Origin of the sequence: Fertoeibacter niger, assembly GCF_009380135.2 — a bacterium.
GTDB classification, from domain to species: domain Bacteria; phylum Pseudomonadota; class Alphaproteobacteria; order Rhodobacterales; family Rhodobacteraceae; genus Fertoeibacter; species Fertoeibacter niger.
Map to the genome: position 1 here is coordinate 20,828 of NZ_WHUT02000008.1, position 18,742 is coordinate 39,569.

The following is an 18,742-nucleotide window of genomic DNA, read 5'->3' on the forward strand; positions in this document are numbered from 1 at the left end:
AAACGCATGCGCCGTGCCGCACGGGCGGCTGGCGGCTTGACCTCTCAGGCCAGATGTTCCCAGATCCAGCGGGCCCATGGCCGCAGTCTGGCCCGGTTTGCCTGCAGGAAACACGCCAGCCCCAGCCCCGCCGCGATGGCGAAGAACGGCAGCCGAGGGCCGCCAAGGCTCAGCACCACGGCCAGCAGCGACGCCCCGACCTGACCGGCATAGAGCGCCGACGCGATCAGCCCGGCAATCGCATGAGAGGTTGCGGGAGTCGCGCCCGCCATGATGCGCCTGACGGTCATCGGCAGCAACGCGCCAAAGCCCGCGCCGATCAACCCGGCCGCCAGCACAAGCTGGGGCAAGGATGCCGCCAGCCCGAATTCCACCAGACCAAGGATCACCGCAAAGATCGCAGCGGCCTGCACCACCGGCCCGTTCGCCAGCGCCAGCACCGCCGCAATGCGCAGCGACACCAGCCCGCTGGCCAGCGTTGCGCAAGCGATGACCAGACCTGACAGGGCAGGGGTCTGCACCAGCACCGGCACGAAGGGCGCCTGCACCGGCACCAGGTAAAACGCCATCATCGCCAGCGCCAGCGTTGCAAGCGGCACCCACAATCCAGCCATCTCGGGCTTTGCAGCCGCTTGTGCGACCGGCGCGCGCCAGTCGAACCCCGCCGCAAAGAATGCCACCGGCAGGGTCAGCAGATACAAAAGGAACGGCACCTGCCAGCCGAATTGTGACATGAGCCCGCCCAACAGCACAAAGACCACGCCGCCAAAGGTGTTTATCGCGGCCTGCCGGCTGATCACGTGACCGCGCTCCTCGCCCTGAAACAGCGCGGCGATGGCCGCTGTCGCGAAGCACAGCGTCGCAGCCGTGGCCAGCCCCAGCCCGACGCGCGTCAGCAAGAGCCAGCCGAAACCTGTGGCCAGCCCCCCCGCGACCCCGAACGCCGCCATGGCGCAAAGGGCTGCGACAAAACCCGACCGCTGATCCATGCGGCCGGTCTGCCGCCCGATCCACGGCCCGGCGCACATGATGACAAGGGCAGGCACCACCAGCGCAATGCGCCCCCAGACGGTGCCGCCCCCGCCGGACAGCGCCTGTTCGATGCCCGGGATGGCGGGGGCAATCGCGGCCCCGCTCATCACCGCGCAGGCGCTGGCGGCCCAGATCACCCCGCGCCGTGATGGCGCGAGGCGGGGCAGAGCGACGATGTCTTCGCTGCTCATGCCGCGACAGATGTTTGGGCGGCAGGCAGCAGCAACCTCTGAACCGCCAGATCGGCCGAAGTCAGGCAGCCTTCCATCGTGTGACCTTCCAGAAAATCACCCGCGATTTCCAGCCCTTGCAGGGTTGCAACAGCGCGCAGCATGTCTTGCTTGACCTTGGTGAAATAGGGCGCATAGCCGCAGATCCCGCCGGGATGGCGCGCGACATGCACCGCAAGCCGGTTGGCGGTGATCGGCAGCCGGCGGGAAAACGTGTCTTCTGCAATCTGGACCAGTTCGGCATCCGGCCGGTCAAGAATGTCGCGCGCGGCCTTGCCCGAAAGGGTGAAGCGCACATGATGCGGTGCCGTCAACCGGTTGGCCGAACAATGGCCCAGCGGCGCGCCGGGTTCGAACATGATGGAATGCACGCCGTCACGGAACACCGGCGCGTCATAGACCACGTTCACCAAAGCCAGCGGGAAATAGCGCAGCGCATCAATCGCGACGCGCCCATAGGCGGGCAGATCGACGATCTGGCGCAGCACATGCGCCGGCACGGCTGAAATCACGCGGCTCGCAGGCTCTGACCGCAGGCGGTTCCCGTCCTCCAGTTCCAGCGCCGTGACCCGCCCGTCGCAGGTCACGATGCGCCTGACCTTCGCGCCGAAGCGGATGTTCTTGCCTTCCGCCAGCCGGTCATGAAAGCGCCCGATGCCGCCCTTGATGGCGTGATGCGAACCTTTGCCGAAGCCCGAAGCGAACAGCATCATCAGCGAGGGATAAAGCTCCGATGGTTCAGCCCCGCCCATGATGATCGAGAACAGACGCAACGGGCCATCGGTCAGGCGCTGCGTGAAATGCCTGTCGATGGTGGAATGGTCCCACTGGCGTTCAACCTCGGCAATCAGGCCGGACGTATAGTTCAGCCGGTCCGCGTTCTGGCGCGCGAAACTCAGGAAGTTGCGGAATTGCAGAGCCCCACGTGGCCCCAGCGACGCCGCAAGGCGCAGGTCGCCCTTCAGCGTCGCGGATTTCTTCAGCGCAACCAATTGATCGTTCAGCACGATGTGGAAGCCGGGATGCTGATCCTCGAACTCCGCAATGCCGAATTCGTTCAGCAGGGTGTTGAACCGCTTCCAGCCGCTTGAAAAATTCTTGCCGCCGGTCTCGAACGCATGTTCGCCCTGACGGATACAGGCCGCGCGTCCGCCCACATGGGTTCCCGCCTCGTGGATGATGCTGGGAATGCCACGCTGGGCCAGATAATGCGCAGCACCCATGCCGGAAACGCCGGCGCCGACAATGTGAACGGGGTCCATTCAGGTTGCTCCTTTGGAAGCTGCGGCCCGGATTGAAAGGCGGGCGGTCTCGATTGCACATTTCGCAAAGGGCTTTTGCCCCGCATAAAGCCAGGCGTTGCGCGACATGTGGCTGCGCCCGGACGGCACGAATTCGCGCGCGCTTCGCAGGTAGACGCCCTCGGAAAGATCGGCGAGCGGCGCGGTCTGCATGATGCTGACCCCGGTAAGGATATCGCGGATCCGGCGGTCGCCCTCCTGCGTGGCGTTCAGATAGCGCTGCACCTGCATGAACGCCTCCAGCAAATATAGCGGATGCACCGTCTTCACCGTCTCGGCCAGCAGGCACGACCGCGACATCGGCAGCAGCCGCGCCTCGACAAAAGTGTCGGTGATCACCGGCGTGCTGATCAGCACGTTTTCAGGCCGCAGCTTGTTCAGCGGCTGACTCGCGCAGGGGGGAAGGGCGCGCTCCGCCCTGTGCAGCGCAGGATGCGGGCGCGGCATGGGGCTGACCAGCGGTGTCAGTTGCACATCGCAGCGCGCGCGCGGCGTGCCGTTCTGGCTGATCTCTACCCGGCAGATCGGTTGCCCGTTCACCGCGTCATCCTGCGTCTCTACCAGGATGGGTGTGTCGAACGTGGTGTATTGAATGAATTCGGCCTTGATCATGCTGACAAAACACGGCTTCTGCGCGCGGTTCTGCGCCGCCTGCACCGCGGCCTCAAGCAGCAGAAGCCCGGGAACGTGATCAAGCGGATGGTCAAAGAAGAACGGATGCGCCTTATCCACGATCAGCCGCGCCACATGCGCGGGGTCGGTGGCGGAATAGGCCAGCACGTCATTGCGGCTGTCCATGCGACGGTCAAGCGCGCTCATGCCAGTGTCTCCCGGTTCAGATCCCTGATCAGCCCGGCCGCCTGCGCCCCCGGATCCTGCCCGTCGGCAAGGGCTTTTTCCACCGCAGCGGCAACGGCGCTGCCGACAATCGCGATGTCACAGCCAGCCTGGAACGCCCGCCCCACATCGCCGGGGGTTTTCAAGCCGAAACCAATCGCCACGGCCAGCGGCGTATGGGTGTGCAGCGCCTGGATCTGGCAGGCCAGATCCATGGGTTCGGTGGCCCCGCCTGACCGGCCATAGGTCGATACAAGATAGATGAAGGCCGAGGCCCTTTCGATCACCTGCCGGCGGATTTCTGGCCGGGCCGTGGCATAGATCGTGCCGACAACCGGCAATTCCGCGCGTCTGGCCGCAGTATGAAACCGGTCGGACAGGGCAGGGGGCAGACCATGCGGCAACACCCCCGCCATGCCCGCAGCCACCGCCATGGCGAAAACCCGGTCAAACCCGCGCGGGCGCAGGGTGTGGCTTGAATCCGCCAGCAGGATGATGCGGATGCGGCTGGTGAACTCGGCCGCGAGCGCTATCACAGCCTCCAGCTCTGCCTCGTTGCGCAGGGCGCGTTCATGCGCCCGGATCAGCGTCGCGCCATCGGTAAAGGCATTGCGGAAGGGCACGCAAAGCTCGACCATGCCGACCCCGATCTCCACACAGTGGCGCAGCAGGTCACGTGTGACCTCAAGCGAAGGGTCGCCCGCCATGATCAGCGGGCAGAGCGTGGGGCGATGCGCGCGGGTGCGGGGCCTGAGCTGCAACAGGTCTGTTGTCTGGTGCATCATGCAGCCTCGAAAAGATTGGGGGAACGGGCGGCAAGCACCAGCATGCGCGCCGCCTTGCGGTGAATCGCGCCACAGGCCATGCGGGCTGCGGAATCCACATCCACCGCCTCGATGCGGCGGTCTTCGGGCAGCCCGCAGATCCGGTCGGGCGTCAGACCTCCGGCCAGCCAGACCCGCGCGCCCTCCAGCCGGTCAAGCCACCGGGCGACGCTGCGGGAACACAGACAGACGCCGCTTGATCCGATGGCCTGCCGCCCCCCGAACCGGTCAATCAGGAAGATGTCACAGCCCGCTGTGCGGTAGGAATCGACCAGTCGGTCAACCGGGCTTTCCCCATCGTCATTCACATGCACGGTCTTGATCAGCGTCACGCCCCGGTCCTTCAGAAACGCGATGTCGCGCGGCGGGTTGAACCCATGCAGTTGCACATGCCGCACCCGGGTTTCCCTGATCAGGTTCCACAGTTCGGCCACAGGGCGCTTCACGCAGACCGCAACCGGCGCAACGTTCTGGCAGCGTTCGGCCAGTTCGGTCAGGCTTTTGTCGGACAGGTTGCGCGGGTGCCCCGCAATGCCACTCCACAGGCCCGCGTAACTGGCACCTTCCTGATCGACGATATCCAGTTCATCGTGGCTGGTTATACCGCAGATTTTCAAATCCATTTCTTGTCTCCGGATCAGCAATGCAGATTGGATTTCCCTTTTCGACGCTACAATTTTGAAGCGTAACGTAGTGTTCAATATTCAAGCGAGTTGTGCCGGTGCGCCATAGATTGTGACAAAGCTGAATATTCTGCGAAAAAGCCTGCCACATCTGCACAACACATTGATCTATAGATATTTTGTCCTGAAAGTGCGGGCCACTGCCTTGAAAGGCATGCAATTGGGCGCTTCAAGGGCGCACATAAAAGCACAATGGCGGACATACCGTCGAAAAAGATCAGAGAAACGAACGAAACGCTTTTTTGTTTTCAGCGGGATTCACCCCAAGTTGGCCGCGCGATAAAAAACACTTCAACGTTGCCAATCTGAACGAAGGACACCTCGAATGTTTTCCAGAACCCGCACTTCCCTGTTCACCCTCGCAACCCTTGCCGCTGCCGCGCTTTCCACCGCAGCCACGGCACAGACGGCCGAACCGCTGCTGGCGGCGGCCACGCCAACCTCGCCCATGGTCACCGATTGCCGCCAGGTCATCGAATCGGTGCAGAACCGCTACAACGGCTATGACAGCTGGCGCATCGTCCACATGACGATCACCGATGAAACCGGCGCGGTCAAAACCCGCCGCATCGCCGCCGCGCACAAGAACGACGGCATCAACCGCCGCCTGCGGTCGTTCGTGTTCGACCCGGAAGAGCTGGCCAATGTCGAATCCTCGGTGCGCGACAGCTTTGAAAAAGGCGTGCCCGACAAGGTCTGGGTCTATCTGCCCTCGGCAGACAAGATCATCGACGTGAAATCCGAAGATCTGTCGCAGCGTCTTTACGGGTCCGACCTAGCCGTGGGCGAAATGCTGATCCGGCAGGCCGACGACTATGACTGCAAGATGCTGGGCACCGGCGAGTTCCGCGGCTATCCGGTTTACAAGATCTATGTGAACCCGCGCACCGAGGATGAGGTGATCCGGCTGGGCCTGCGTGACGGCGAGCTTTGGGCCGATACCGAAACCTTCATGCCGATCTATTCCAGCTTCAACGCCGATGCCCCGAACGAACAGCGGGTGCTGGAAACGCTGGACCTGCGCTGGGTTGACGGCGTTTTCGCGCCCGCCCGCTACCGCGTTTCGACGATCAAGGAAGGCCGTGTGGTGTCGTTCTCGGATTTCGAGACCACGGGCGAGCAGTTCAACATCGGCCTGCCCTCTGCGTGGTTCGATGAGAATGACATCGGAAACCCCGACAGCGATTTCCGCGACTTCCGTTCGGATTCCTTCGTCAACTGATGCGGCGCCGGCGTGGCGGCACAAAATGCCGCCACGTCCCCGTTCCCCTTTTCAAGGAGCCAGACCCATGCGTCCGCTTTCCCTTGTCGAAAGCCTGATGACACGCTTTCTCCAGACGGTTTACACCCACCGCATCAAAGCCTTTGTCATCCTTGTTGTCGCTGTCTTCAGTTATGTCGCAACCAATCTTCCCACGTTGCAACGGGATGGGCGCGTTGAAGCTTTCATGCATGAAAGCGATCCTGCCCTTGAAAGCTACTATGCGATGCGCCGCGAATTTGGCCAGGACAACCGGCTGGTGGTGGCCGTTGCGTCGGAAGACATCTTTTCGACCGAGTTCCTGACAAAATTCTCGGACATGCACCGCGAACTGGCCGACAACGTGCCCTATGTTTCGGCGATCTTTTCACCCTACAACATTCCGTTCATCGAATACGAGGGTGGCGGCGTCTATCTTGAGGAACTGGTGCGCAACCTGCTGGTCCGGGGTCGCGACCCGCAAGAGCTGCGCGAACGTATCCTTTCGACCCCGCTCTATCGCAACTTCATCGTCTCCGAAGATGGCGGCACCGTTGCAGTGGTGATCGAACCCTACCGTTATGCGCCCCAGTCCAATGATTGTGTGCCCGATCCATCCGACGGCCAGACCTGCGAGGTCGTCTTCAAACCGCTTGCGGACCGCGACCTGCTGGGCGCACCGCATTACGCCGAGATGACGGCCGCAGCACGGGCGATCGCGGCGAAATACGAATCCGAAGGATTTGCGATCCACATCGCCGGTGCGCCGGTCCTGTCCACCGAAATCGTCAACATGATGGAACAGGACATGCCGCGCTTCACGCTGGCCTGCGTCATCCTGACCGTGCTTTCGATGATGATCCTGCACCGCAGCCTGCTGGTTGCCGTGGGCGCGTTCCTGTCGTTCTTCACCGCGATCTTTTCGACACTGGCGACCGTCGCCCTGACCGGCACGGCGATGACCCCGCCGACCCAGCTTCTGATTCCCATGACGCTGGTGGTCGGGCTTTGCACCTATATCCATTTCGTCTCGACGCTGCTGAAGGCGCGCAGCCGGGAACCGGATGGCCGCAAGGCGCTGAAAATCGCCATTGGCAAGGCGAACACACCCATTCTGTTCACCGCGCTGACCACCATCGGGGGCTTGCTTGGGCTGGTCGCGGCACCGCTTGCACCGATCACGGCGCTTGGCATTTTCGGCTCGGTTGCCGTGGGGTTGTCGTATCTGCTGGCGATGACCTGGGCGACGCTGGTGTTCCGCACCCTGCCGGAACGCTACCTCAACCGCCAGAAGGACGAGCCCGGTCTGATCGCCTCTCTCATGCGGCAGGGGGCAATGCTTGCGGCCCGCGCGCCGCGCAAGACGCTGGCGATCTGCGCGGTGGTGATACTTGCTGCCGGGGTGGGCATCGTGCAGCTCAGCTATTCGCACAATTCTCTGCTCTGGCTGCCCGACGACAACGATGCGCGCCGGTCAACCGAATACATCGACACGAACTTCGGGGGCACGGTGAACCTCGAACTGGTGATCACTCCGGCCGAGGGTCTGGACTTCCGCGACGAGCTGATGCTCAAGACAATCGAGGCCACGGCACGCAGCACCTATGGCGCAGTGGATATTCCGATCGGGCGGCATACCTCGCTGATTTCGTTTGTCGAGGAAACCAATCAGGCCATTCATGACGGTGATCCGGCCGAACGGCGACTTCCCAGCCAGGACGCGCTCTGGGACCAGATCCTTCTGCTTGAAGGACAGGGTATCGACGACCTGAAACGGTATGCGTCAATTGACTATTCCTCGGGCCGCGTGTCCTTTCAGACCCCCTGGCTGGAGGCAAAACTTTATTCGGATGTGATCCGGATCATCGAAACCCGGTTCGAGGCAGCACTTGGCGACACGGCCACCGTGGAAAGCACGGGTCTGATCGCATTGCTTGCCAAAACCTCGAAAGAGGTGCTGGACAGCATGACCGTCTCTTACAGCATTGCGCTGGCGCTCATCACCGGGATGATGGTGCTTGCATTGCGGTCGGTCGGGCTGGGTCTGGTCAGCATGGTTCCGAATGTGGCACCGTTTGTGGTGCTGCTTGGGGTCATGGGGTATCTGAACATCCCGCTTGATACCTTTACCGTGCTGATCGGCGGCATCATCACGGGTCTGATCGTCGATGACACGCTGCATTTCTTTCACAACGTGCGCGAACGCCTGGCGGCGGGCGACACGATGGAGGAGGCGATCGGCAACACCATGTCGGACATCGGGCATCCGATCTTTACGACGACCGTTGTGGTGATGGCGGGTTTTGCAGTCTTTACCATGTCGTCGATGTCGAACATCCAGAGCTTTGGTCTGCTGATGGCATCGGGTTCGTTGCTGGCGTTCCTGTCCGAAGTGTTCATCGGACCGGCGGCGCTGATGCTTTACGACCGCGCGACCCGTCGGCAAAGCGCAGCAGAACGTCAGGCGACGCTGGCCAATGCCCCGGTCTGATGACACGCAAAAAGGGGTGGCGCGCGATATGCGCGCCGCCCTTGCCGCCACAAGCGACAGCGGTTTCTTTCTGGCAAAGCATGGGCTTGGCCCCGATGCCGCCTGCGCCGATTTCGCTTGTCACCATGCGGGCGTGCCGGCCCGGCCCCGGGGCGGTTCGGAACCGGCGGTGCTTTATCACCAACCCCGGGGCCCCGCGCTGTTGTTGGGGCTTTATGGCTGTGAGGCGCGGCTGAAATCCTGGCTGCCCGCATGGCAGGGGCGCCAGATGCCCGCCGTGGCCGCAGGTCTTTTGCCAACCCCACCCGTGACCCGTCCGCTGGCACAGGAACGTTGGGACAGTGTCGCATTGTCGCGGTTGCCCTTTCCGCGCATCACGCCGCGCGACGCCGGGCCCTATGTCACGATGGGCTTCGTGATGAGCGGGCATGGTGGCCCCGCCCTTGCCCTGTCGGCTCACCGAATGCTGGTGCTGGATGACCGGCATCTGGGCATTTCGATGCTGGCCAGCCGCCATCTGCGGCACCGCGCGCAAGCCGCATGGGACGAGGGGCAAGACCTTGCCGTCACGATCAATATCGGTGTGCCGCCTGCTGTGGCCATCGCCTCGGCCACGGCAACCGCGCATCTGCCCGGCGGCTTTGACAAGCTGTCGCTGGCCGGGGCACTGGCGCAGGCGCCGGTTGCAATCTCGGACGATGCAACCCCCTCGCTGCCGCAAGCCGAGTTCGTGCTGCACGGGCGGCTGACGCCGCGCACCTGTGCCGAAACCCTCGGCACGCGCCCGCCCGGCGTCACGATGCCGGAATTTCTGGGCTATGACGGTCACGCCGGTGCCCCGCTGGGGGTGATCGAGATCACCGCCATCACCCAGCGCCCCGACGCGGTGTTGCAGGCGACACTCGGCCCGGGACGTGAGCAATCTGCGATCCTGGGTCTTGGAGGCGCTTTGGCGCTGGCGCTGGCCCTGTTGTCGCGCGGCGGGTGCCCGCCTGTGCGCGATCTGCGCTATGCCCCTGCCGGCGGCGGAATGTTGCTGCTGTTCGTGGCCCTGGCCCCCGGGGCGGCGCAAGAGTGCGATCTTGGGCAGCTGGCCCGGCAGTTGATCGGGGTCATGCCTTTTACCAAGACGGTGGTCTTCACCGATGATGACATCGACCTGACCTGCGACGAGGAAGTGCTGTGGGCCATGACCACGCGCTGCAATCTTGCACAGGCAACCCATGCCATCGCGGGTCTGCCCCCGCTGCGCATGGACCCGTCGCAGACCGACGCCTGGCGCGACGCAACAGGTCTGGCACCAAGCCGCGCTTGGGTTGACGCAACCGTTCCGATGCCTCTGCGCCAAGCCACCGCACGCAGCTTTGCGTAATGGCCCCGGTCCCTTTTGCGGCTCTGGCAGCAGCCGTGACGCTGCGCGGCCTATGGTTTTCGCCGGGCCGCGAAGGGCTGGGCATCGGGGGCGAAGGCGACCCTGGCCCATCTGTCGCCCTGTGGCCGATCTGGGCAGGCCCGGTGTCCCATATGTGCTGACCGTCGCGTGCGATGACCGCAGGATGGCCGCGCGCCTTTGCGTCTAGCCCCGCCGCGCGGGCCACATCCGCGCCAGAACGCCATCCTTCCTGACCAGCCCGTGATACAGTGCCGCCCCGATATGCGCCAGCATCAGCGCAACCAGCGCATAGCGGGCGTTGGCATGCACGGCCTTTGCGAAAGCCGCCACAGCCTCGGATTTGGGCAGGCGCGGCAGGCCAAGCGCATCCAGCGCCTCGATGGGAAAACCGCCGGCCGACACCCGCACAAAGCCCGATACGGCCATGATCAGCAACAGCGCATACAACGCCAGATGCACCGCCTCGGCCATCAGCCGCTGGCTGTGGGGCACATGCGCCGGCAGCGGCGGTGGCGGGTTGGCGATGCGGTAGGCAATTCGCGCCAGCAGCAGCAACAGGATCACCACGCCGCCATTCTTGTGCAGGATGAACAACGTGTCCTGCACCCCGCGCGACAGCCCCGGCTGCAACATTGTGACCCCGATGGGAATGGTGGCGATGACCAGCAATGCCATCAGCCAGTGCAGGAACCGCGCGGCAGGTTTGTAGACGAGAGGGGATTCGTGCATGGCACAGGCTCCGGCATGATGCATTGGATTGCAGGCGGGCAGCAATTTCGAACCGTTGCTAACACGATAGCGTCAAGCCTTGGCAATGCAATCTTGACAGTTCCGTGACGCGGATCACAACTCTGACCATGACATTCATCACACGCCCGTCAACTGCGCAGACCATCCGGCCCCCATCGGGTGCAGCCGCTCTCCAAAGGCGACTGCTTTTGCTGGGGGCGGTGCTGGGGATGGGCGCGGGGGCCGCAGGCTGGTTGCTGTCACCGGGCACCATCGCGCCGCTGCTGGCCTTTGCCTGTGTGGTGCCCTTTGTGGCGCGGCAGATGCGGCTGCACTACCCGCACGACCGGCTGGGCGGCTGCAACGCGGTGACGATGGCCCGTGCGGCGGTTGTCTGCGCCCTGCTGGCCCCGCTGGTCGGGGATGGGCCGCAAGCGCTTGGCGGATGGGCGGTGCCGCTGCTGGCCGTCACATCCCTGGCGCTGGACGGGGTGGATGGCTGGCTTGCGCGCAATTCCGGCCTTGCCTCGGGCTTTGGCGCGCGTTTCGACATGGAGGTGGATGCAGCCCTTGCCGCCGTGCTGTGCCTGCTGGCGCTGGATCTGGGCAAGGCGGGGCCGTGGCTGCTGGCGCTGGGTTTCCTGCGCTATGCCTGGGTGCTGGCGGGCTTTGTCTGGCCCTGGCTCAACGGCGCGCTGCCCGAACGTTTCAGCCGCAAGGCAGTCTGCGTGGTGCAGATCGCTATATTGATCGCGCTGCTGGCTCCGGTGGTGCAGCCGCCCGTGTCACAAGGTTTGGCGGCTTTGGCGCTGGTGCCGCTGCTGTGGTCATTCGCCGTGGATTTGCGATGGCGCGCCCGGCACCGCGTGTGACCCGGCGCGGGGGATGGCCACTGGCGCTGCGGCTGGCGCTGGCGGCGCTTGTCTTGCATCTGGTGCTGGTGCAGCCCAACCATCCGGGGGCAATGACGCCGCAGGCGCTGCTGCTGTTCCCGCTGGAACTGCCGGTGATCCTGCTTTTGCTGCTGGCCTTGCCGGGGTCAAGGCGGGCGTCTCGCGCGGTGCGTCTGGCGTTGGTGGTGTTCCTGACCACGGGGGCTGCGTGGAAAGCGGCGGATCTGGGCATGTTCGTGGCCTTTGGCCGGGGGTTTGACCCGCTGGTTGACGGGCATCTGCTGGCGGCGGGGGTGAACCTTGGCGCGGGGTCGCTGGGTCTGCCGCAGGTGGTGGTGGCGCTGCTGGCCATGGTTGCTTCGCTTGCGGTGGTGGTTGCAGTCGCCGGGCTGCAGTGGTGGGCGCTGGCGCAATGGGCGAGGGTCGGGCTGCCGCGCGCGGTGGCGCTTGGCGCAGGGCTGGCGGCCTGTCTGGCAGGCGGCGTGGCTGTGGCCGAGGCGGGGCAGGCCCGCCGCCTGTGGTCGCTGCCGGTTTCGCCCCCCGGTGCGGCCTTTACCGCCCGGCTGGGGTGGGAACGTGTGGTGGCGCTGCGCAATTCGCGCGCCACGCTGCTGGCCTTCCGCGCCGCCGCACTGGATGACCCCTTTGCCAGCGGCGTAGGCCTGCTGGACCGTCTGGGCGGGCGCGATGTGCTGGTGATCTTTGTCGAAAGCTACGGCAGGTCCAGCTTTGACACGCCGTTTTACGCTGAAACCCACGCCCCCTTCCTGCGCGCCGCCGAGGCCAAGCTGGCGGCGGCGGGGTTGCAGGCGCGGTCAGCCTGGCTCACCTCGCCGATCACGGGCGGGCAAAGCTGGCTTGCGCATGCCACGCTGGCCTCGGGCCTGATGATCGGCAACCAGCAGCGGTATCGCGCGCTTCTGGCCAGCCCGCGCCGCAGCCTGTGGCAAATCGCGGGCGAGGCGGGATACCGCACCGCCGCCATCATGCCCGCCATCACGATGGATTGGCCCGAGGGCGAAAGGCTGGGCTTTGGCCAGATCCTTGCCGCCGCAGACATGGGCTATCGTGGCAAGCCGTTCAACTGGGTGACGATGCCCGACCAGTTCACGCTGGCGCGGGGGCCGGGGCTGCTCGCGCCGTCTGATCGGCCACTGATGGCGCAGATCGTGCTGATATCCTCGCATGCGCCCTGGGTGCCGGTGCCGCGCCTGCTGGATTGGGAGGCGCTGGGGGATGGCCGGGTGTTCGATGCCATGGCCACGGCGGGCGACGCGCCAGATGTGGTCTGGCGCGACCGCGACCGGGTGCGCGCGCAATACCGCCTGTCGCTGGATTATGCGCTGGAAACGGTGATGGAATTTGCCGCGCGCCAAGGGCCGGATGCGCCACTGATGCTGGTGCTGGGCGATCATCAGGCCGCCGGTTTCGTGGCGCAGAACGCCAGCCGCGACGTGCCGTTGCATGTGATCGGGCCCGCGCAGGCGCTGGCCCCGATGGCAGAATGGGGCTTTGCGCCCGGGCTGTTTCCCGCCGCAGCGCCGGTCTGGCCGATGGCGGCCTTCCGCAACCGTTTCCTGCGCAGCTATTCCAGCGCAGCCCCGTCGGGTGGCACATGATGGGCTGGCCTGTCGCCTTGCGGCTTGCCGTGCCGCTGGCCCTGCTGGCGGTGCTGTGGCAACTGGCCGACGGGGCGCAGGTCACGGCGCGGCTGGCGCAGGCCGATCCGGTCTGGCTGGTGGCGGCGGTCATGGCGCTGAACCTGCAAACATTGCTTTCGGCCCTGCGCTGGCGGCTGGTGGCCGCGGCCTTGGGCGCAGCCATCGGCCTGCGGCATGCGGTGGCCGAATACTACCTGTCACAACTGGTGAACCAGACATTGCCCGGCGGGGTGCTGGGCGATGCGGCGCGCGCGCTGCGTGCCGGGGGGCGCGACGATCTGGCCCGCGCCGCCACGGCCGTGGTGATCGAGCGTCTGGCCGGGCAACTGGTGCTGTTTGCAACACTGTTCACGGCGCTGGCGGTGGCCCTCATGTGGCCGGGGGGCATCGACTGGCCGCAAGGCACGGGGTTGGCGCTTTGGTCGGCGGGGCTGGCTGGCGCGGGCCTGTGTGGCTGGTTTGCCCGCCGTGCCGCGCGCGGGGGCCGGTTTGCCGTGGCGGTTCAGCGGGCGCTGCCGGGCCAATGGCGGGTGCAACTGCCTTTGGGTCTTGCCATTCTGGCGTGCAATCTTGCCGCCTTTGCCTGCGCCGCGCGCGCCACCGGCACCACGCTTCCGGTTGAGGCCATCCTGACCTTGATCCCGCTGATCCTGACGGCGATGCTGCTGCCCTTGGGCGTCGGTGGCTGGGGCTGGCGCGAGGGGGCCGCAGCGGGCCTGTTTCCGCTGGCGGGGTTTGGCGCGGATGCGGGGCTTGCGGCGAGCCTTGCGTTCGGGGGTCTGCTGCTCTTGTCCGGGTTGCCGGGGCTTTACCCCTTGTGGCGCGCTGCAAAACACACTGTTGCCCTGCCAGTGGGCAAGTCTACATCCCTGTGACATTTTATGGAGAAGCCGATGCCTTTGATCACCACCAGCCGCCGCCGCTTTCTTGCCCTTGGGGCCGCAGGGCTTTCAGCTTCGGCCTTTGGCCTGCGCGCGGCACAGGCGCAATCGGCGGTGGCGCTGCAATTGTCGTGGCTGCATTCGGTGCAGTTCGGTGGCAGCTATATCGCGCAGTCCAAGGGCTATTGGCGCGATCTGGGGTTGGAGGTGGCGCTGAACCCCGGCGGGCCGAATGCGCCGGTTGAACCGCCGGTGGTGTCAGGTCAGGCGTTGGTGGGCATTTCGGCGGCAGACTACACCGCCGCCGCCGTGGCCAATGGCGCGCCGTTCCGCATCATCGGCGTGGCGATGCAGAAAAACCCGTTTGCCATCGCATCGCTGCCCGGCAATCCGGTAAACAGCCCGGCCGATCTGGTGGGCAAGAAGATCGGCATGGCGCTGGCAAACACGCCGGTGTTGCAGGCGCTTTGCACGCTGAACGGGGTGGACATCACCCAGATCGAGATTGTGCCCACGCAATATGATGCAGCACCCCTGGTGTCGGGTCAGGTGGATTGCCTGCTGTGCTGGCAGACCGACCTGCCGGTGGCGATGACCATGCAGGGGGTGGACAATATGACGATGCTGATGGCCGACCATGGCTATGCCCTGCACTCGCAGACCTACATCGCCACCACCGACGCGCTGGCCAACCGCCGCGCCGATCTGGTGGCGCTGATGAAGGGCGAGATCATGGGCTGGCAGGATTACGAGGCCGATACCGCCGCTGCCGCCCAGCTGACCGTAGATATGTTCCCCGATGCGGGCCTCGATCTGGCGACGCAGGTGTTGCAGGCCGAACGTCAGGCCCCGCTGATGTTTTCCGACCTGACGCGGGCCAACGGCTTTGGCTGGTTCACCGATGAGACGGTGGCGGCCAATATTGAAACGCTGGCCCTGCTGGGCCGCAGCGTGACCCCCGATCTGTGGGACCGTTCCCTGCTTGAGGAAGCGCATGCTGCCTGACGCGCTGCCCCCGCCCGATGTGTGCTGCCTTGGGCTGGCCAAGACCTTCGGCAGCGGCCCCACCGCGACCGAGGCGTTGCGGCCGCTGGACCTGACCTTTGCGGCGGGGCAGACCACGGCGCTGCTGGGGCCATCGGGCTGCGGCAAATCCACCCTGCTGCGGCTGGTGGCGGGGCTGGAGGCACCCTCGGCTGGGCATGTGACCATCGGCGGCAACAGCCCGGCACAAGTCTGCGCCCGGGCGGGGCTGGCCATGGCGTTTCAGGATGCATCCTTGCTGCCCTGGCGCACGGTGCGCGGCAATATTGCGCTGGCGCTGACACTGGCCCGGCAACCCGCCGATCCGGCGCTGGTGGAAAGGCTGATCGCGCTGGTGGGGCTGGACGGCTTTGGCGACCGCCGCCCGGCGGAACTGTCAGGCGGCATGCGGCAGCGCGTGGCCATCGCGCGCTGTCTGGCCGCCGAGCCCCGTTTGCTGCTGCTGGATGAACCCTTTGGCGCGGTAGATGAGCTGACACGGCTGCGGCTGAACTTCGATCTGCCAAGGCTGTGGGAAAAGCGCGGCACCACCACAATCCTCGTGACGCATTCGGTGACAGAGGCTGTGCTGCTGTCTGACCGGGTGCTGGTGTTTTCCCCCCGGCCCGCCAGTGTCGTGGCCGACATCGCCGTGTCCTTGCCACGCCCGCGCAACCGCGACGTGATGGCCACGCCCGCGTTCCGTGATCTGGTCGATCAGGCCTCGGCGGCGCTGTGGGCGGGGTCGCTGGCCGGGCCGCTGGCGGCGGAATGATCGCGCGGGCGGGGGCGGGCCCGCGCGCGCTGCCGGGATGGGTCTGGCGCTGGGGGGCGCTGCTGGCGGCATTGGCCCTGTGGGAGGCGGCCGGTCAGGCCACTGCGGGCCGGTTTCTGATCGCGGGACCATCCGAGATTGCGGATTATCTGTGGACCAATGCCGGTCTGGTCGGCCGCGCGCTGGCCGTGACGTTGCAGGCGGCGACGGCGGGTTTCTTGCTGGGCAATCTAGCGGCCATGGCGCTGGCCTGCGTGGCGTTGCTGGTGCCGCGCATGGCCTGGCTGATCTCGGCGCTGGCGCTGCTGGTGTTCTGCCTGCCGCTGGTGGCCACCGGGCCGATCCTGCGCGTGCTGTATGGCGCGGGCACCGGGCCGCAGATCACGCTGGCGGCACTGGCGGTGTATTACACCACCTACCTGCCGCTGCTGGTGGGGCTGCGCGCGGCCCCGGCCAGCTGGTTTGACCTTGTGCATACCTATGGGCAGGGCCGCATGGCCGAACTGCTGCGCATACGCATCCATGCGGCGGTGCCCTATCTGGTGTCGGGCTTGCAGATCGCAGCGCCTGCCGCCTTTCTGGGCGCGATGGTGGGGGAATTCACCGGGGCCGAGCGGGGCATGGGCGTGCTGACCATCCGCGCCATCGGGGCCCTGGATGTGCCCGGCACCTGGGCGCTGGCAACGGTGGCCTCGGGGGTTTCGATCATGTCCTATCTGGCGCTGGGGGCTTTGGGGCGGCGGCTGGGCACCCATCCGCGTGATCTGCTGCTGGCCCCGCCGCAGGCCACCCGGCGCCCGCCCGCCGCCCGCCGCGCGCTTGGCAGGCTGGGGCGGGCGGTCGGGCTGATCATCGTGGTTCTGTTGCTGTGGCAGGGGCTGATGGAGGGGTTCGGGCTGAACCCGTTCTTTGCCAAGCGCCCGGCCGATGTCTGGGCGTTTCTGGTGACGGTGCCCGAGGCTGCGGCCAACCGCGCCCTACTGCTGGGGGCTTTCGCGCAGACGATGGTGCTGGCGGTGCCGGGCTATCTGGCGGGGCTGGCGCTGGGGGCCATGCTGGCGGCGGGGGTGGTGCTGGTGCCGGGGCTGGGTGCTGCGGTGCTGCCGGTGGCCATCGCCCTGCGGTCGGTGCCCATTGTCACCACGGCCCCGCTGCTGGTGCTGGCGCTGGGGCGGGGGGCGACGGGCACGATAACCATCGTGGCGGTGATGATCTTTTTCCCCACGCTGGTGGCGTGCCTGACCGGGCTGCGCCAGACGCCGGGGCAGGTGATGGATCTGTTCGCCACCTATGCGGCACCGCGCCGCCAGCGGCTGCTGCTGGCGCAGGTGCCCGCCATGCTGCCCGCCTTCTTTGCCGCCGCGCGCATGGCGGTGCCAGCCGCGTTGCTGGCCGCCACCACCGCCGAATGGCTGGCCACCGGCATCGGCATGGGCAGCCTGATGGCGCTGACGGCCTCCACCTCGTCCTATGCGATGCTGTGGGCGGCCATCGTGCTGCTGGCATCGACGGCCATGCTGGCCTATGCCGGGGTGGAATTGCTGGAGCGGCGGGTGCTGCGTGTCTATGCCAGCGAACAACGCCAACCTTAGGGAAATACCATGCGCCCCGCCGCCTTTGCCATTCCCGGCGACATCACCCAGAAAACCGGCGGCTATATCTATGAGCACCAGTTGCTGCTGGGCCTGAGGGCGCTGGGGCGGCGGGTGGATCATATCGCGCTGCCCGGCAGTTTTCCCGATCCTTCACCGGCTGAAATGGCGGCGTCAGTGGCGGCACTGGCCGCATTGCCGCCTGACTTGCCGCTGATCCTTGACGGGCTGGTCTATGGTTCGATCGACACCGCGGGTCTGGCGCAGGTGCGTGCGCCGCTGGTGGCGATGATCCATCACCCGCTGGGGCTGGAAACCGGGCTGGCCCCTTCGCGTGCCGCCGAACTGCTGGCGCGCGAGGCCGCAAATCTGGCGCTGGCCGCGCATGTCGTGGTGCCCAGCCCGCATACCAAGCGCATTCTGGTGGCCGATTTCGGTCTGGCCCCTGACCGCATCACCATCGCCCTGCCGGGGTTTGCGGCACCAGACCCCGTGCGCAGCCCGCAGACACCGCCGCTGATCCTGTCGGTGGGCCTTTTGGCCGCGCGCAAGGGGCATGACGTGCTGCTGGCGGCGCTGGCCCAAATCACCGATCTGGACTGGCGGGCCGAGATTGCCGGTGGCACGCATGATGCGGGCGTGGCCGCAGCCCTGCGTCAGCAATGCCGCGATCCGGGGCTGGAAGGGCGGGTGCGCCTTGCCGGGCTGCTGGGCGATGATGCCCTGCGCGACCGCTTCCGCAGCGCGCAGATATTCGCGCTGGCCACGCGGTATGAGGGCTATGGCATGGTGTTTTCCGAGGCGATGCTGCACGGCCTGCCGATCGTGGCCTGTGCCACCGGTGCCGTGCCTGAAACCGTGCCGCCTGATACCGGCCTTCTGGTGCCGCCCGATGATGCGCAGGCCTTTGCCAGGGCGCTGCGCCGCCTGCTGACCGATGCACCGCTGCGCATGGCAATGGCCGGCGCAAGCACCCGGCGCGGGCAAGCCCTGCCGACATGGCCACAGACGGCCGCCGTCATGGGCCGCGTGCTGGACGACGTTCCGCTGGCCTGACTGGCCACGATCGGCGTGTTCTTGCCATATCTGGCCGATGGGCAGGAACCGATCCGCCGCTCGGGTCGTTTCTGTCCCGATGCCCCGACGATGATCTGCCC

General features: G+C 66.0%; 16 protein-coding genes. 10 read left to right on the plus strand and 6 right to left on the minus strand.

Going from position 1 to position 18,742, the window contains the following annotated elements:
* Window positions 1-44 precede the first annotated feature (44 nt).
* Genes GEU84_RS13710 through trpF form a run of 5 tightly spaced genes read right to left on the minus strand, consistent with a single transcriptional unit; the run spans window position 45 to window position 4,847 of the window.
* Window positions 45-1,223 carry an MFS transporter gene (locus GEU84_RS13710; RefSeq protein ID WP_152827036.1) on the minus strand — a complete coding sequence of 393 codons (1,179 nt, stop codon included), beginning with the start codon at window positions 1,221-1,223 and terminating at the stop codon, window positions 45-47.
* Entirely contained in the window at window positions 1,220-2,524 is a 1,305-nt protein-coding gene (locus tag GEU84_RS13715) for a protoporphyrinogen/coproporphyrinogen oxidase (RefSeq protein WP_152827038.1), read from the minus strand. The genes GEU84_RS13710 and GEU84_RS13715 overlap by 4 nt, the downstream gene beginning before the upstream one ends.
* Window positions 2,525-3,382 carry an AfsA-related hotdog domain-containing protein gene (locus tag GEU84_RS20965; RefSeq protein ID WP_152827040.1) on the minus strand — a complete coding sequence of 286 codons (858 nt, stop codon included), beginning with the start codon at window positions 3,380-3,382 and terminating at the stop codon, window positions 2,525-2,527.
* On the minus strand, window positions 3,379-4,182 hold the full coding sequence (gene trpA, locus GEU84_RS13725) for a tryptophan synthase subunit alpha (protein ID WP_174539870.1): 804 nt from the start codon (window positions 4,180-4,182) through the stop codon (window positions 3,379-3,381). The genes GEU84_RS20965 and trpA overlap by 4 nt, the downstream gene beginning before the upstream one ends.
* Window positions 4,182-4,847, minus strand: coding sequence for a phosphoribosylanthranilate isomerase (trpF, locus tag GEU84_RS13730; protein ID WP_152827045.1), 666 nt, complete (start codon window positions 4,845-4,847; stop codon window positions 4,182-4,184). Before trpF ends, trpA begins: the two co-directional genes overlap by 1 nt.
* Window positions 4,848-5,232: 385 nt before the next feature.
* On the opposite strand from trpF, the gene GEU84_RS13735 reads away from it, so the two are divergent.
* The 3 genes from GEU84_RS13735 (at window position 5,233) to GEU84_RS13745 (ending at window position 10,010) form a co-directional block, all read left to right on the plus strand.
* Window positions 5,233-6,129 (plus strand): outer membrane lipoprotein-sorting protein, encoded by an 897-nt coding sequence (locus GEU84_RS13735; protein WP_152827047.1) that lies wholly within the window; start codon window positions 5,233-5,235, stop codon window positions 6,127-6,129.
* Window positions 6,130-6,196: 67 nt separating this feature from the next.
* The gene (locus GEU84_RS13740; protein WP_174539871.1) at window positions 6,197-8,638 is read left to right on the plus strand and encodes an efflux RND transporter permease subunit; all 2,442 of its coding nucleotides are present in this window, start codon (window positions 6,197-6,199) and stop codon (window positions 8,636-8,638) included.
* Between the two features lie 28 nt (window positions 8,639-8,666).
* Window positions 8,667-10,010, plus strand: coding sequence for a UbiD family decarboxylase (locus GEU84_RS13745; RefSeq protein ID WP_174539872.1), 1,344 nt, complete (start codon window positions 8,667-8,669; stop codon window positions 10,008-10,010).
* A 204-nt stretch (window positions 10,011-10,214) separates the two neighbouring features.
* Here GEU84_RS13745 and GEU84_RS13750 read toward each other — a convergent pair whose 3' ends face one another.
* Window positions 10,215-10,760 (minus strand): cytochrome b, encoded by a 546-nt coding sequence (locus GEU84_RS13750; RefSeq protein WP_152827053.1) that lies wholly within the window; start codon window positions 10,758-10,760, stop codon window positions 10,215-10,217.
* 128 nt (window positions 10,761-10,888) lie between these two features.
* On the opposite strand from GEU84_RS13750, the gene GEU84_RS13755 reads away from it, so the two are divergent.
* The 7 genes from GEU84_RS13755 to GEU84_RS13785 are packed head-to-tail and all read left to right on the plus strand — an operon-like array spanning window position 10,889 to window position 18,641.
* Window positions 10,889-11,632: a CDP-alcohol phosphatidyltransferase family protein gene (locus GEU84_RS13755; protein WP_241427692.1), complete on the plus strand. Its 744-nt coding sequence runs from the start codon at window positions 10,889-10,891 to the stop codon at window positions 11,630-11,632.
* Complete coding sequence (locus tag GEU84_RS13760; RefSeq protein WP_152827055.1) at window positions 11,608-13,272, plus strand: sulfatase-like hydrolase/transferase; 1,665 nt, start codon at window positions 11,608-11,610, stop codon at window positions 13,270-13,272. The genes GEU84_RS13755 and GEU84_RS13760 overlap by 25 nt, the downstream gene beginning before the upstream one ends.
* Window positions 13,269-14,189, plus strand: coding sequence for a lysylphosphatidylglycerol synthase transmembrane domain-containing protein (locus GEU84_RS13765; RefSeq protein ID WP_152827057.1), 921 nt, complete (start codon window positions 13,269-13,271; stop codon window positions 14,187-14,189). Before GEU84_RS13760 ends, GEU84_RS13765 begins: the two co-directional genes overlap by 4 nt.
* Before the next feature lie 18 nt (window positions 14,190-14,207).
* Complete coding sequence (locus GEU84_RS13770) at window positions 14,208-15,200, plus strand: ABC transporter substrate-binding protein (RefSeq protein WP_152827059.1); 993 nt, start codon at window positions 14,208-14,210, stop codon at window positions 15,198-15,200.
* Window positions 15,190-15,993 (plus strand): ABC transporter ATP-binding protein, encoded by an 804-nt coding sequence (locus GEU84_RS13775; protein ID WP_152827060.1) that lies wholly within the window; start codon window positions 15,190-15,192, stop codon window positions 15,991-15,993. The genes GEU84_RS13770 and GEU84_RS13775 overlap by 11 nt, the downstream gene beginning before the upstream one ends.
* Window positions 15,990-17,585: an ABC transporter permease gene (locus GEU84_RS13780; RefSeq protein WP_152827062.1), complete on the plus strand. Its 1,596-nt coding sequence runs from the start codon at window positions 15,990-15,992 to the stop codon at window positions 17,583-17,585. Before GEU84_RS13775 ends, GEU84_RS13780 begins: the two co-directional genes overlap by 4 nt.
* A 9-nt stretch (window positions 17,586-17,594) precedes the next feature.
* The gene (locus GEU84_RS13785) at window positions 17,595-18,641 is read left to right on the plus strand and encodes a glycosyltransferase family 4 protein (RefSeq protein ID WP_152827064.1); all 1,047 of its coding nucleotides are present in this window, start codon (window positions 17,595-17,597) and stop codon (window positions 18,639-18,641) included.
* Window positions 18,642-18,742: the final 101 nt, after the last annotated feature.

Bases quoted from the DNA above. Each gene is read 5' to 3' on its own strand.
- GEU84_RS13760 (WP_152827055.1), top strand. From the start codon at position 11,608: ATGGCGCGCCCGGCACCGCGTGTGACCCGGCGCGGGGGATGGCCACTG.
- GEU84_RS13755 (WP_241427692.1), top strand. From the start codon at position 10,889: ATGACATTCATCACACGCCCGTCAACTGCGCAGACCATCCGGCCCCCA.
- GEU84_RS13765 (WP_152827057.1), top strand. From the start codon at position 13,269: ATGATGGGCTGGCCTGTCGCCTTGCGGCTTGCCGTGCCGCTGGCCCTG.
- GEU84_RS13770 (WP_152827059.1), top strand. From the start codon at position 14,208: ATGCCTTTGATCACCACCAGCCGCCGCCGCTTTCTTGCCCTTGGGGCC.
- GEU84_RS13735 (WP_152827047.1), top strand. From the start codon at position 5,233: ATGTTTTCCAGAACCCGCACTTCCCTGTTCACCCTCGCAACCCTTGCC.
- GEU84_RS20965 (WP_152827040.1), bottom strand. From the start codon at position 3,382: ATGAGCGCGCTTGACCGTCGCATGGACAGCCGCAATGACGTGCTGGCC.
- GEU84_RS13750 (WP_152827053.1), bottom strand. From the start codon at position 10,760: ATGCACGAATCCCCTCTCGTCTACAAACCTGCCGCGCGGTTCCTGCAC.
- trpA (WP_174539870.1), bottom strand. From the start codon at position 4,182: ATGCACCAGACAACAGACCTGTTGCAGCTCAGGCCCCGCACCCGCGCG.
- GEU84_RS13745 (WP_174539872.1), top strand. From the start codon at position 8,667: ATGCGCGCCGCCCTTGCCGCCACAAGCGACAGCGGTTTCTTTCTGGCA.
- trpF (WP_152827045.1), bottom strand. From the start codon at position 4,847: ATGGATTTGAAAATCTGCGGTATAACCAGCCACGATGAACTGGATATC.
- GEU84_RS13740 (WP_174539871.1), top strand. From the start codon at position 6,197: ATGCGTCCGCTTTCCCTTGTCGAAAGCCTGATGACACGCTTTCTCCAG.
- GEU84_RS13715 (WP_152827038.1), bottom strand. From the start codon at position 2,524: ATGGACCCCGTTCACATTGTCGGCGCCGGCGTTTCCGGCATGGGTGCT.
- GEU84_RS13780 (WP_152827062.1), top strand. From the start codon at position 15,990: ATGATCGCGCGGGCGGGGGCGGGCCCGCGCGCGCTGCCGGGATGGGTC.
- GEU84_RS13785 (WP_152827064.1), top strand. From the start codon at position 17,595: ATGCGCCCCGCCGCCTTTGCCATTCCCGGCGACATCACCCAGAAAACC.
- GEU84_RS13775 (WP_152827060.1), top strand. From the start codon at position 15,190: ATGCTGCCTGACGCGCTGCCCCCGCCCGATGTGTGCTGCCTTGGGCTG.
- GEU84_RS13710 (WP_152827036.1), bottom strand. From the start codon at position 1,223: ATGAGCAGCGAAGACATCGTCGCTCTGCCCCGCCTCGCGCCATCACGG.